Annotated in this window: 7 protein-coding genes and 1 pseudogene; 1 reads left to right on the top strand and 7 read right to left on the bottom strand. The window is 32.6% G+C overall.

The annotated features are described in order from the left end of the window. Positions 1-512: 512 nt before the first annotated feature. Both CS931_RS00995 and CS931_RS01000 read right to left on the bottom strand, forming a co-directional pair. On the bottom strand, positions 513-4838 hold the full coding sequence (locus tag CS931_RS00995; protein WP_099203897.1) for a hypothetical protein: 4326 nt from the start codon (positions 4836-4838) through the stop codon (positions 513-515). 665 nt (positions 4839-5503) lie between these two features. After that, positions 5504-7180: pseudogene (locus CS931_RS01000) on the bottom strand (recombinase family protein); the annotation flags it as partial. An 853-nt stretch (positions 7181-8033) separates the two neighbouring features. On the opposite strand from CS931_RS01000, the gene CS931_RS01005 reads away from it, so the two are divergent. After that, complete coding sequence (locus CS931_RS01005; protein ID WP_099203899.1) at positions 8034-8666, top strand: hypothetical protein; 633 nt, start codon at positions 8034-8036, stop codon at positions 8664-8666. Between the two features lie 214 nt (positions 8667-8880). Here the strand turns inward: CS931_RS01005 and CS931_RS01010 are convergent, their stop codons facing one another. The 5 genes from CS931_RS01010 to CS931_RS12615 all read right to left on the bottom strand — a co-directional run bounded on the left by CS931_RS01010 (position 8881) and on the right by CS931_RS12615 (position 14334). After that, complete coding sequence (locus CS931_RS01010) at positions 8881-9672, bottom strand: helix-turn-helix domain-containing protein (protein ID WP_099203900.1); 792 nt, start codon at positions 9670-9672, stop codon at positions 8881-8883. 320 nt (positions 9673-9992) lie between these two features. Then, positions 9993-11582, bottom strand: a complete 1590-nt coding sequence (locus CS931_RS01015; protein WP_099203901.1) for a hypothetical protein — start codon at positions 11580-11582, stop codon at positions 9993-9995. 322 nt (positions 11583-11904) lie between these two features. After that, a complete protein-coding gene (locus tag CS931_RS01020; RefSeq protein ID WP_099203902.1) occupies positions 11905-12660 on the bottom strand; it encodes a hypothetical protein in 756 nt (251 codons plus the stop codon). 43 nt (positions 12661-12703) lie between these two features. After that, complete coding sequence (locus CS931_RS12850; protein ID WP_099203903.1) at positions 12704-14056, bottom strand: YecA family protein; 1353 nt, start codon at positions 14054-14056, stop codon at positions 12704-12706. A gap of 119 nt (positions 14057-14175) precedes the next feature. Next, positions 14176-14334 (bottom strand): hypothetical protein, encoded by a 159-nt coding sequence (locus CS931_RS12615; protein WP_159459706.1) that lies wholly within the window; start codon positions 14332-14334, stop codon positions 14176-14178. Between the last annotated feature and the right edge of the window lie 101 nt (positions 14335-14435).

The raw sequence follows: 14435 nt of genomic DNA on the forward strand, positions 1-14435 counted from the left end.
TTTATAGTGTCATCTTTTTGGGGTAAAGTAAACTAAATTTCTCGGTTTAAATTCAGCCAAAAATATTTCTTACTGAAATATATCCCAGTGGCAGATACATAAATATCAAATTTAATCTTTGCCATAGACCTTCTTTAAATATCAGTGTTCCTTAAAATTCTGATTTATCTCCCATAACAAACAACACGAAAAACAGTAGTGCCAACATAAAAGAAAAGGGTAGATATGTTTTATCATTGGACTTGAATGAGAGTATTGCAAACAGTAGTGAAGATTGCAATAAATACAACTATTAAAGGTTTTGATATCTGTACATATTGCAGGAATAGCAACTAGAAACATTAGGGCAATTAGCATCCATGAATTAAAGGATAATCTCACAGGGCTATTGTGTTATTGCCTAATATGTTGAGGGACGTTATAGTTAGTTTGTATCCTTTATAAAATGGGATAATATGAAGGATACAATAACTATCAATTTTGAAAGGCATAATTTGGATATAATCTTAGTATTAGTCAATCTCTTTTATATCCCAAGCTCGTAAACCATCATAGCTGAAACCAATAATAGCATCAACCGCTTTTTCAAAGGATTGTCCAACTTTAAGTCCTGTTTTTGCTGGAACAAAAAATGCTTTAAATTTTGGATTTAAATCTAATGATAGGTGTCCGCTTTGAGGTGTTTTGATTTCGTTAATTACTGTACATGAAAACCGCAGATAATCTCCATTTTTTGATGCGATTGGTAATTGACCATTCCCAGAATAATATAATTGAGTCATTGTAAATTTATTATCATGTTTCCCTAACGTTTTAGTTCTGTCCAGGTAGTCTAAACATTTTTGAGCAGCATTGACATCATTAATATTTGAAAGATATTTACAAAAATATGAAACATACAATAAAAAATTTACTAATAAATTAGTTTCGATGGATGGCATTGATTCAAGGATTGAAAACAAATGAGTATATTCAAAGTCTGGAAGGCGTGTATATAAGTTAAACCATTTCCATACAATACCGCTCCTTGCTTGATTCAATATTATTAAATCTTCACAATATCCGCTTGCTTCTTTAATATTCATCAGTGGCATATTATCCCATATTTCACCTCTCAATTGAATATTACTTAAATATATTTTCTTTAGGTCATTGTTATTAGGAGTGCTTATTATTTTGCTTTTAAGTTCGCTTTGATTGAGTGATATATAATTGAAAAATTGTGTTGCTTTTGAAAATGCTTTATCTTCTCTAATGCTGGAATAGCGAAATTCTGTATCCGAATTGTAGCTTTGGGCGGTGGCTAATACTGATTCACACCATTGCGTCATAGAATTATGTATATTAAAAAATTCACTTGGATTCCCTTGCATTCCCGAATGCTTTATCAGGCAAGTAACTACATATGTTGATATTTGAATAATTGAAGTATAAGGGTATACAAGTAATGATTCATTTCCATAACTTTCGCCTAGTTCTATGCTTTTTTGAAAATCTTTAATTGCCATCTCCACTAATTGTCCTATTTTATTAAATATAGTGTTGGAATCAATCTCTTTACCCATTTTTGTAAGCATATCCCATATATGTCTCTTATAGCAAATGCCTCTTGTGTGATAATTAGTATTATTAGAAGGTTCAAGATTTATAGCCTTAGTTAATTGTTGAGCAGCATTATCAATATCTGAGGGATTATTTGAAATTATTAATCTCCCGTAATGTTGGTAGAAACTTGCTTCTTCTGGATAACAATCTACTAAGCACTTAAACACTTCTTCCTGAGAGGCGTGGTTATTAATATCTAAAATAATTTGTGAAAAATTATTTTTAGATACACCTGCATCGTCACTAACATCCAATTCGGTATTTCGAGTAACAAACATATTAGTTAAAAGTTTCTTAAGCCTATCAAATGTAATGTTGGAAGAAGAGATTTTTTTATGGTCAACTATAAAATTTTTACATAATTGGGTTAGCGGTGCTATTTCTAACAGTGATTGCCGCTTGAGTAATTCATATGCAATAATAGGGTGACATATCTTGAGTGTAGTTTCTTCACAATATACTAGATTTGAAAATTCGGCATTAATACCTCTGATTAACTCATTCAAGGATTTAAATTTTTCAGTAATCAGCTTTTTTGCCAGAGCTACAAATAATCCGTCCCCTTCTGAAAAATATGTAATTAGTGCAGCATAATTAATAACCGTAGTAAACTTGGAATCAGTTTTGATTTTCTCAACAATAGAATCAACATACTCGTTAATTCCTTTAAAATCATTTTCAAAAGCATACATGCCATAGAAAAATGGCAGACGAAAGCGAGTATAATTCAGGTTGCTAGTTAGTTTTTCTAATCCGTCTTCTCTCATTTTTAACAAATGTGCTTGTAAGTCACTAAAATTTTTCAATTGTTCAATATAGCGAATTTTAAAATTTCTAGAATCATCAACGGATAATATACCAAGTTCTTCTTGGACTGCTAGGTTCTGATTTTCATCTGTAATCTTTCTATATTGTCTAGCCATATTAATAATTAAGCACTTGATATTTAAGCTTTTTAACTTCCCCAAAAGCATAAGTACCTCATTTTGTGAAAACCCATCATCTAGCGCTATAATAATATGTTTGCTGGATATAGAATTAATTCTTTTGCAACATTCGTACAAATTATCATTGATATTTGAAATTTCGATTACGGGATATGTTTTTCTCAAATCCCAACAGATTTTCTTGCACATGACAGTAGCACCCGCTCCAGGTAAGTGTGGAATGCGATAAACATCCTGATCATTTGGTTTACCAACAAGTAGCAAATTGGTGATAGTATTTAAATGCTTCTGAAATTCTTCTCTATCGATATAACTTTTTTCTGAGATTGCAGTCCATGAGATAGTATCTCCATAATAGAAATCATTTTTCTTGTCAGAGGAATCCTTTGGTTCCTTTTCGAGCAAAGCGTCGTTAACTAAAACTACGTATTGACCAATAAACTTTTCATCTTCACTGTCTAATTGTACCCCTAACTTATCAGTTATATGAGGTAGATAACTTCTAGATAACCGTTTACTTGGAAAATTATCAATAAAATAAAGTGAAAGCTCTTCAAGAGAAAAAGAGTACTGTAAATAGCTTATATTTAAAAAATTTTCTTTTATTAAAACAGAGGACATATCTCCCAAAACGGCTGCGCTCATTGCAACATTGTCACATAAATCAAACTGTTCAAGAACCCTAATGAGGTGTTCATTACAAACATTAAAACTTTCAGAGTCAATGATAAAAGTTATATCTTCAGGTGCATACGAGTTGTTAATCTGTAATATAACTTTTTGTAAGAAAGAGAAATTTTTGATACGCCATGACGCAAAGCTGTCTGAAAGTGTTTCGGGAATGCTAGTAATCCCATTAGCATTTAACCACCATATAGTGTTTCCGGTAATAGCATCAAGTGCGTCATCTATATCGTTAGAAGTTATTTGCTTCAATAATCGGGTGTCCGCTATATGCTTTTTTAATTCATTATCGGCTGTGTTGTTGCAAAAAGATATCACTCCAGACCACTGTACTCTAGGTAGCCCTTCTGCAACATACGTGCTACATGTAAAATTTTCTCCAATAATTAAAATAGTCCTTTGATTTGATGAAAGATAATTGTATTTGTCCATCAACGAGTTTATTTTATTATAGCTGTTAGATGCAATGACCTTCTTAGGCTGCCATTGTTGAACCGCAACATCCTTCCATCCATCAAAATGAGTTAACTCAAATAGTTTTTTTAAATATACAGATGCAAAAATAAATGCCCTATCTCTAACTTCAGGGGATACTTTTTTTTTGCCGGCATAATTTAGTCCAGCAATAATTTTTGATATTAATTGGGTTTCAACCAATTTGTCACGATAGGAAAATTCTGTATCATAACTATCTATAATATATTTTTTTTCTCCTTCAAAAATATTTTTTAACACATTTTTATCCTTGAAGTCTAAATCTTGCCATTCTTCATTCGTTATTTTCTGAATCGTACTTACAAATTTCATTAAAGAAGTATTTTCTAGCCTCTTTAACAATAAGCTTAAGGCAAAGTAGGAAGAATCAAAAAATAGAAGCCCATCTTTCCGATATGAATCAAAATCAATTATCGAATAATCATATGAATATCTTGATTGGGAAATAAAAAGATTGTTGCCGTGAAAATCGCCATGCTGTGGAACAGTGAATTTTGTACATTTATAGTTATTCAGAAGATTTTGATCGGTGCCATACAAATACGGGTTTGGTAATACCATATCTTTGAATTGAATATTATAAGCTTTGGAAGCATTCGAAATTGAGTTATGCAGATATTTAGATAACACACTATCTTCATTTAGCTTATCCCCAAGTAAATTTTTGCATAACGTTGCAAATTCAACATTGTTTTCAATAGCAGAAGATGTTTTAATATCATGAGCATTTAATAAATTTTCAAATACGTAAGTTACCATTTCTTCTCTGCGTTGAGGAGACTCCAGTCCATAAAAATCTGTAAAATCATTGTTACTTTTACCTGCAATCTCCATAAGCAAGACATAATAATTACCTATTTTCTTTTTTGCAAGCTGCTTAGCCATTGAAGGGAATTTGATTTCTTTTTGGTCTAAAGAAAATTCATCTGCGGATGCATCAATTTTTAGAAAAAAATTACCTTTCCAGTGCGAATCATTTTTTAGAGCTATTTGATAGACTTCTGCACCAGAAAAACCCCCACTCATTTTCTGTAAGATTTCAAAGTTATTTTCGCTTACAATTTGAAATTTACGTATAATTTCTTCTTTAAGTTCCTGTATTATCATATTCAATCCTCTACAATTTCAATTTTTCAATATAATATAAGCTTAACCATATTTTCCCTAATTGCTATAATCATCAATTCTTCAAATTATAAATCAATTAATACGATGATAATAATAACATATAATTTTCTTATTCTCAACAATTTTATATAATAAATGACTCTTATAGAATGTCTAATAAATATATTTTTGTTCAAATTGTCGACTTATGTCGAATTGGATTCGCAATGGTATAATAGAGAATGTTTTTATTAGGTTAAAAATTTTCCAATCACGAATCAAAGTTGTTGGTTAAGCAGTAAAAAATTTAAACAAAAAAAGATGCAGACGGAAAAAAATCCGCCTGCATCTTGCTGTTATTAAGAATATAAATATCTTTTTCAATTCTACCGCATTCCAAAGTGCTTAAATGCCTTCACAATCGCTTTTTCCTTATCAGTCGGACAGTTTGGCACTCGGTTGGTTTGGGAGCCTGTATTGTAATTCGGACGTTTCTCAAAGCCACATTCTTCTTTCACCTGAGCGATATTCAGGCTTGTAACATTCAGGTTATACTCTTTCTTTACCCACTCACGAATTTCTCTATACGTAGCACTTCCAGATATGCCGTTTAGGTATTCTGCATCTGTTGGCTCATAGTCCACGTAAGCGTATTTAACATCATCGATATTTTCCCTACCTAAAAGGACGCATGTCTCAACATACACATCATTGTCCAAACCGATTTCTAAGTTCTCTTCAATGATAGGAAGCTTAAAAAGAATAGACTTTAGCCACTGCCCGTTGGGCTTCGCTTCTTCATATACATCAATTCGTTTTATCAACGCTGATAGCAACGAACGCTTGTCAGCATCGTCCATTACATCGTATAGCTTATCAAAATAAATCAGAGTTTTGTAGATGTTATCGCCGGTCAGCTTTTCGGCTTCAATGGCTTGCTTTCTGTCTCTGCATTCTTTCAAGCTCTGCTCAATATCATCGATGTTATCATACATTGTATCTAGTCTGTCCTGTAAATCGGATAGCTTTCTATCGTAATGTCTGTCCTCATAAGCAAGGTTGTCTATCTGTTTTTCAAGACTTCGCTTTGTGCCAATATACTGACCTAACTGTTTTTGGAAATTGGCTATTTCTTTTTCTATCTCGGCAGTGTCGGTTTTGATGTTAATTTTCTTCTGCATAACATCAGCGAAATTTGGGTTCTTCACTAAACTGCTGATGACCTCTGTAACAGCATCATTCAATTTTTCCTCTTGCAGTTGCTTGTTGAATGTACAAGCATGACCGTTTAATAAAGTTCTGTGCTTGCATCCATAGTAAAAATAATCTTTGTAATGCTTTCCGTTTTTCTTCTTGGTAGACTTGTTTCCGTACATACCAGAACCGCAGAGGGGACAGCATAGAATACCGGACAGAAGATGTATCTTTTCGTCTTTACTTTTATATACGTGTTCATATTTGTTCGCTTGTACTTTGCGCTTTTTCTGAGCTTTCTCCCATGTATCTTCATCGATAATAGCTTCATGGATTCCCTCAGATACCATAAAGTCATCTTGCTTAACAATATGATATTTACCTCTTGTACCGGCTATCTTTTCATTTTTTCTGCGACCATATGATATTTTACCGTTGTAAACAGGATTGTCCAATATCTGACGAATCAGACCAGCAGAGAAGAAAGGATTTTTTCCATTCTGCTTTTCTTTTTTATGAATGCCTTGCTGTTGCAGATATTTGGCGATACCATTTGCACCCATGTCTGTGTTCACATATTTATCAAAAATCAGGCGAATTGCTTCGGCTTCACTTTCTTCAATTTCCAACTTTCCGCTAATCAAAGAAAAGCCATAGGGGGCAAATCCACCATTCCATTTTCCTTCTCGGGCTTTCTGTCTTCTACCTTCCATGGTTTGGACTAAAATATTCTCACGCTCAATTTCGGAAACGGCTGAAAGGATAGTAATGACAAGTTTACCCGAATCTTTGGAACTGTCGATACCGTCTTCTACACAAATTAGATTGACGTTGCTGTCCTGCATAATTTGTAGACTGGTCAATATATCTGCTGCATTTCGTCCAAAACGTGACAACTTAAAGACCAGAACATAAGAAACTCCGTCTTTGTTAGACTGAATATCCTCCAGCATTTTCTTAAATTCTGCTCTGCCCTCGATGGATTTACCTGATTTTCCGGCATCTTCATATTCGCCCGCAATTTCATAGTTAAAGGCTTCGGCATACCTTCGGACTCTTTCTTTTTGAGCATCGAGAGAAAAGCCGTCTATCTGCATAACGGTTGATACTCTCGTATAGAGATATACTTTAATTTTTTTGTTCGCCATTGTTAGCCTCCTTTCAAAAGTTTGGACAATATTATCATGTTTAATTATACTAAGAAAATGGACATAAAGCAAGGTTGAAATAGGGGAGAGGGTGTGGATAGTTTGTGCTTAACTTCAATCGTAAATCTAAAAGAAAAAGTGAGCAAATTTGCTCACTTTCCTAGGAGACACATATTTGTGTTCGGGTTTTTATTCGACTTCAATATTTTTCCCGATAGCCGTTTAGGCTATTTGCCTTAATCCTGCAACATATTTAGCTTTACAGGATATTCATTGAAAACATCATAGCAGATAATGTGGTCTTTGAACTTAATGTTAAATGTATCATTCTGATGACGCATTGTTGTGACTAAGAAAAATAAAATTAAATATTTTGTAAATATATGTGCAAATAGGCGATTTGGTGTTGTAAATTGGTAGGAAAAGTTATACGATCAAAATAATAACATTGTCTATATGGTTATCTCAACTGGGAGACATAATTGTGCCGACAGTAAATGAACTATTTGATAGAGCAAAAATGAAATACAGTATCTGCAAGAGAATGAGGTGCTTCTATATAAGAGATTTTATTTAAAGGTTGTGAATGGAGTCGAAATTCTCTTAGTGACAGGTTGTTGTTGTTGTTGTTGTTGTTGGAAGCTTCAGTTCTTAATTATATGAAGACGAAAGATATAAAATTGTCCTCTGTTGAGAAAATTTTCTAGGGGCAATAGAGACATATATTAAGAAAGGAGCAACCAGTGTAGCTTGAAAAACTCGTAAGAGTAATGTTGAAATAACAAATGATAATTTTAAGCCGAAAATGAGAATTATAGTTCTATGAAATTGATTAAGAAAAGAGAAAATATATATGCACAGACACAATAAGAATCAAAATAAAAATAGTTTTAATGGTATCATGAATTTTAATGATACGGCACAAATTGCAGCAGGAGATATAATCAATAATATCCCCGCTGTAAAATCTTATCAAGAAGCAAAGTACACTCCAGAGCCGATATGGCGGAGTTCAATTACTATGGCGATTTTAACATGGGTTGGTTTTGCTATTAGTATTGTAGGATTGTTACCTTTGGGTAAAATAATAAAAAGTATATTAGAATTTTTTAACGGTAATGCTAAGGTACTATTAAAAAGCGAAATTATGACATACTTAATTGTATTATTGGTAGTGCTTGTCCTATGTTTTATTATATTTAGTCTAAGAAGAATCACAAAAACTCAAACAAGGTATCCCTTATTTATAAATTTTGCCATTAATGGAAAAGGTGAAAAACTTACTTTAGAAAAAATACATATTGACAAGTGCCTTCAGTGTGGCGGAAAAATGAAGTATTATAATAAACCTATCGAATGGAGAGAAATTTTCAGAAACGATGGTAGTTTAAAGAGAGAAGTAACCAAAAGGATCCCGGCATTAGAATGCAAACGTAATACAGAACATTGGTATGAAGTTGATCCGGCTGAAGATAAAGTAGATTAAGAGTAACTTAAAAAAACGTTGCTTTGGATGATTTGTGATTTGGAAATGGAGTCAAAAATGGCTCAATATTTCACGTTGATATCAGATATCTGGTAGGTTGCCATAGGCTTACCCTTGTACATCCATGTATGTTTTTCTGATAGAAATAAAGCATTAAGAAATTATAATTTCATAAGTAAAAGTGAAGTTAAAGAAATCACTACCAAAGTAATATCTAATCACACCAGAATTGTTGCTCTAACCAATGATCAAAATGATAATTCCAATCGGAATTTATATATCGGTCTGAATACAAAAAATAAATTAAATCGGAATCACCAAAAAGATCATATATCCAATCATCCCAGTATTCAAAATTTTCATCGTTGTCATCTTCTAATGTTTCTGGTTCAGCAAGCTCCATCAAGGAACGGGAGTTTTCTAATATTAGATATAAAGCTAATTCATCTAGTACGCTATGTGCCACGATTTCAGTTCCATGACCTGCTTGAAGTCTAAAATCAGTAATAACAGAGCGCAGATGATATAAAAAATCATAGTCATAGTTCATTAGGAACTGAGCGGGTAAATCGTCTTGAAGGAAGGAAAAATCTAATTCTCTCATATGCGAGCCACGAGGTAATGACGATAACGCCTGAATATCTTCATTTAAATGGTCTAAAACTATATCGCTTCCGATTGCAAAAGACGCAGCAGCGTATTTTCCAAAAGTGTTTGCAAGATAGGAAGACCATGCTTCATGATTGATATACTTGTCAAGATTGATAGCATCGTCTTCAGAATCATTCGTATTGGTACATTTTGAAAAATTTAACCACCTTAACGCTTTACAAATCCCTTTTACTTTATCGTTACGAATTGACTCGCCTGATTCATAACGGCTCCATGTTTTTGTACCGATACCAGCAATTGATGCGGCTTGTTCGATGGTAAGCCCTAATTCATTTCTCCTTTGTTTTATTTTTTCACCTAATTCTAAACTGCCTTGAATAATATTGGGATTCATTTATAGACCTCCTACATGATGACATGTACCTATAACGTCATTATGTCACGATGCTAATTAATTGTCAAGAAAAAATATTTTCAGAGGGAATAAAGACAAAATAATATAGCTAAAATTTGAATAAGTTCTTTATTAATAACCATTAATAGAGAAACAGAGCTTGCATTTTTCTGAAAGCTTTGTTTCTCTATGTCGGGGACATTTTTTCTCCAACATCTCAATTTATATATTTTTACCACACACATTCTCAACGCTGGTAATCTTAAATTTCTCATTACCACAGCCAATTTTCATGGATGTAGCGATGGTTAAATTCCATATCACACGAAATTGGGATTCCAATTATATTCTACCGTTTTTTCACGACGTTTCTTTAAGTACCGGTCTATAAATCTATTATGTATTGGAAAGCTCATATCAGCGTCATATTGAATTTGTGCGATAAAATTGTTGTTACTAGCGTACAGACCTCTATCGTTCCCTCTGCGAACTTCCTTTTTGTAAAGAACTAAATAAATTATGTCTGCACTCATCTTTCCGTGCTTAACTTTATTTGAAGTGAAACCGTAGTTCTCTATGCCTTTTATGATAGATATAATTTCTTCAACTTTGCCCTTAACATGATTGGGTCGTGTAGCTTTGTCAAGATAAGCCACAGCTTTAAACCTTTTTTGTTTATCTGTGCTAATATCTTCAATTTCAGTAATACGGAAACCGTCGCCTTCAATGTCTGGATAGTAGCGAAAAGAGTCTTCAAACTCATTTCTATCTTCATCATTAATTGGAAACATTAAAGCATTTTCACAAGCTAAAACACTTTCCCATGCTTCTGCTAAATTAATGACTCCATTTGATAAATTACTGATAACTTCACAACTTACAGTAAAAAAAGAGTTGAGAACTTTAGGAGAGTGAAACGAAACCATAATGGTATCTTTTGCTGACAACTCTCTTAATTTAAAAATCCTTTCAGCAGTATGTAAACCAAGAAAAATCCTTGAGTCAATATCTAAGTCGACACCAATCAGTTCAACACTTATGCGATTTTGGTTATTAACTTCAATCTGAAATACCCTATCGCATGTTGTAAGTAATGTTGACATAGATAGTCTCTCAAAGAACAACAAAGTATCTTCATGGAGAGCCTCATTTTTATATATTTCATTATAAGAAATGTTTGCTTCGCATAGGTAGCCAACCCAAGCAAGTACAATAGCACTTACTCCATCATATAATTGAAGAATGGAGTCTTTGAATTCATATACGGTTAATTCCTGTTGTAAGTGTTCTGCGCCTATTCTATAAGAAAATGTCATTTCAGAGCCAATTATTTTGACACTACCATGAGATATTGCATTGCGAATATTAGCATCTGCTAAATCAGTGATTTTCTTATATCCTCTTTTTGAGCTTGCTAAGCAGTCAATTTTTGATTTAAGATTTTTTTGAAATAAATTTTTCCCGTCTATAACACTTTCAAATTCAATAAATAATTCTAGTATGTTGCTGAACGCTGTATTTAATAAATCGTTATAAATATTGATACTAAAAATCTTTGCTTTAAGTTCTTCATTTCCTTTGAATCTATTCATTAACATGATTCTTTCTTCTAAATTCAATAAGCTCTGATAGGTATTGGATAAAAGGTGAAATTTTGATAATAAGAAGGAAATCATAACTTCCTTACTTAACTTATCCTCAAGTTTTCTTATTTTATCTTGTGTAAATAAAAATATTTCTTTTTCCCAGTATTTCAGTTGAGAATTTTTTAAATACTTATATAGAATCGGATGATAAATTGGTGGAAAAAAAGCGGTTTTAGAAAAAAGATTAACGAACGTTGTTTTAATATCTTGTAATCCAGTTTCTTTTTCTGTCTCCCACCAAATAATATAATCACTTTCTTGCACTAATAGTCACCTCAAATTTTTTATTTATCTATATTTACAGTATTTAAAAAGCACAAGAAAATCAAGATAAATCACTTTTTATCTTGTGCTTTTCGATTCAAAAGATAAAGTAGTGAGAAAAAATTTTCACTTCTTTTTTAGGTCACACATATTTGTGTTCGGGTTTTTATTCGATTCAATATTTTTCTCGATAGCCGTATAGGCTATACTTCTTGCTTGTTTACGTATTTCATTGCCTCCATAATATAGAAATAGCCGAGTGATTTTCCGTTAAAAAAACCTTTCGGCTATGTAACAATTATTTAGTTTTTATCCTCAATTTTTAGTAGTTCTCCAAATAACTTAGGTCTGGGAATCGCCCCATTAGCATCTCCATAAAGTAGCCCAAAAACCTTATTGAGTATGTTAAGTCTGCCCATGAACCAATACTACGGTCCATATATGAATGAATACAGTTTCTACTTCGTTGTATGCTTCGCAGATGAGAAATATCCTCAATATCACAGATAGAGTTCTGTTTAAAAAACAAAATTAGTTCATCAAGCATGACTTTGTCAATAGATGTTAGTTTTCTGTGTTTTTTTATCTTGTCCTTAACTGCTTTTTCGAGGGAAAGTCCTTGATTTCTTTCTATTGTGTCAGCTTCAATAAGTGACTCAATGACAGGCAAAATTGTAGTTTGAACCTTCTTCTCTTCAAAATCTACCCATACATTCCAGTTTGAATTAGTGTAATCATGTAAATAAACAGACATAAAAATTTGCATTGTGCTTTCAACGACTGAACCTAACATTATATATGATTTCATTTTTAGACTAAATGATGATTCATCGGTAGTTTCAAATAAATCTTCATGCTGATGATAGAAAATATCAGGAATGTCGGTAGTCAGAGTCTGCATAATAGCTAAAAATCTCTTCATGCTTTCATTAGTAATATATTTACAGCTCTCGCTATTTAAAGACTGTTCGGCACATAATAATGCTTGTGAGCAGTAAGTCTTTGCAGTATTTGAAATGTAATCAGCCAAATCTTCAAGCCCCATATCCATTTTGCCATTCCAATAAATTGTGTTCATGTTTTCACCTCCTATTTATTCACATAATGTGTAGAAAAACTAATCAAATCCCGCAACAACGCTTATATTTCTTCCCACTACCGCAAGGGCAGGGTTCGTTTCTACCAATTTTATTCTTATGTCGCATATCTGCGATTTTTGAATCTTTTACTGAAATGCTAGGAAAGATGCCTTCTTGCATTAGTGTTAATTTTCTCAAGTTATATACTAACTCTAATATGTAAAATACAATGCCAAAATTTTCTATACACAAATCGGTAAAATCCATCAAATACAATTCGACTTTTTTGGCTCTATCTTTAAAAGTAATCAATTGTGTCCCATAATCAATATCACTATCAAAGTGTTGAATGGCATTTCTAATTCGATTATTCAAACTACTAATTGGTTTGCTAAACGGTTCTTCTTCGCCGATATATCCGTTTTTTATCCGATTCCCATTTGATTCTTTAATAAAATCTTTATATGCTTTTCCGTTGATGCACTGTGAGGAATCGTTTCGGACATATATATTGTTAAGTCCCAAAACTACTGAAATGTTATCTAATATCCATTCATAGCTTTTGGCATAAAAATCAGTTAGTTCATCAAAGTTCGCCGTCATAATGCCATATTTTTCTTTATCTACATTTTCAAAGCAACCTCCATTTTTAAGTGCAACCACGGGAATTAGTTGTTCATATACTTTAGCAAATAATTCGACCAATTTAATTCCTTTTTTTTCAATGCTATTAAAATCAATTTTGTCAGTATTGATAAAATCAATAATTTGAGTGGAATAAACTGGTTTTCCAACAACTAAATTACCTATTTGTGAATATTCACAAAGACTGTTTTTATTAATAACATATGAGATACCCGTTGTAGTTAATAAAAGCTGATGTAAAGCCATTACGGAATCAAAGTTATTGTTTATCTTTGAAAGTAAGATGTGTGGGTATTTGCTAATTGTCTTTTCGAGTCTTGTAAGTAGTGTTTTGTTTTGGTTATTCCAAAATAGCTCGAAATTTTGTTTTATTTCTCCCAAACCAAACTTGATAAAATCAGCAAAATATGTGGTTTCTTGTGTTAGTTTTATCGCCTTTTCTCCATCGCCGTAAAATTGAATGTTTCGCATATATGGAGAAAATTCAATTTTACTGATTTTCTTGTATAGTGGTTTTCTAGTAGGAAATTCTGCTGATAATTCAACTGAATAAAATTCCTCGTCATTACAATCAATACTATGAGCACTTTCTATATCAATATTATTTTCTTCCATATGAACTTTTCCATGAATTGTTGAATGACAATCGGGGCAGTGAATATGAAAAGGAATATCAAATCTTCCCATTTGGATGCGAAGATTTATCTTCATTCCACAGGCATTACACTGAATAAACCTATTATTAACCATAAGCTACCTCCTGAAAAGTTTCTATCAGTATACACCATAATCGTATTATTTTCTATATGTATGTAAAGACGGCATTAGCTTCTCGCCAATGCCGTCTTTATCAGAGCGTATTCATCTTTTCAGATACCCCACGCAGTTCGCACATCGACCTGTTCAAGCTCCAGACTTGCAAGCTCGTTATTTAAAAGCAGTGCTTTAACCAAAGCAGAATACTCCTGTTCGGACAGTTCACAAGGTTTCTCTGATAAACAACCGCTTTGACTTTCGGTGCTTATCATAAAGCTATTCCGTCAGCTCTGTGTATCGTTTTTCAGAACGGCGGCGGACTTGCTTTGTTCAAATACTCCGTAAAATCTGCCTTGTAGGTATCTAAAAAGTT

The sequence above is a fragment of the Scatolibacter rhodanostii genome (assembly GCF_900197595.1).
Classification (GTDB): domain Bacteria; phylum Bacillota; class Clostridia; order Oscillospirales; family Acutalibacteraceae; genus Scatolibacter; species Scatolibacter rhodanostii.

What these genes read in the sequence shown, in the direction of transcription:
- CS931_RS00995 (WP_099203897.1), bottom strand. Translation starts at nt 4,838, where the DNA reads ATGATAATACAGGAACTTAAAGAAGAAATTATACGTAAATTTCAAATT.
- CS931_RS01005 (WP_099203899.1), top strand. Translation starts at nt 8,034, where the DNA reads ATGCACAGACACAATAAGAATCAAAATAAAAATAGTTTTAATGGTATC.
- CS931_RS01010 (WP_099203900.1), bottom strand. Translation starts at nt 9,672, where the DNA reads ATGAATCCCAATATTATTCAAGGCAGTTTAGAATTAGGTGAAAAAATA.
- CS931_RS01020 (WP_099203902.1), bottom strand. Translation starts at nt 12,660, where the DNA reads ATGAACACAATTTATTGGAATGGCAAAATGGATATGGGGCTTGAAGAT.
- CS931_RS12850 (WP_099203903.1), bottom strand. Translation starts at nt 14,056, where the DNA reads ATGGTTAATAATAGGTTTATTCAGTGTAATGCCTGTGGAATGAAGATA.
- CS931_RS12615 (WP_159459706.1), bottom strand. Translation starts at nt 14,334, where the DNA reads ATGATAAGCACCGAAAGTCAAAGCGGTTGTTTATCAGAGAAACCTTGT.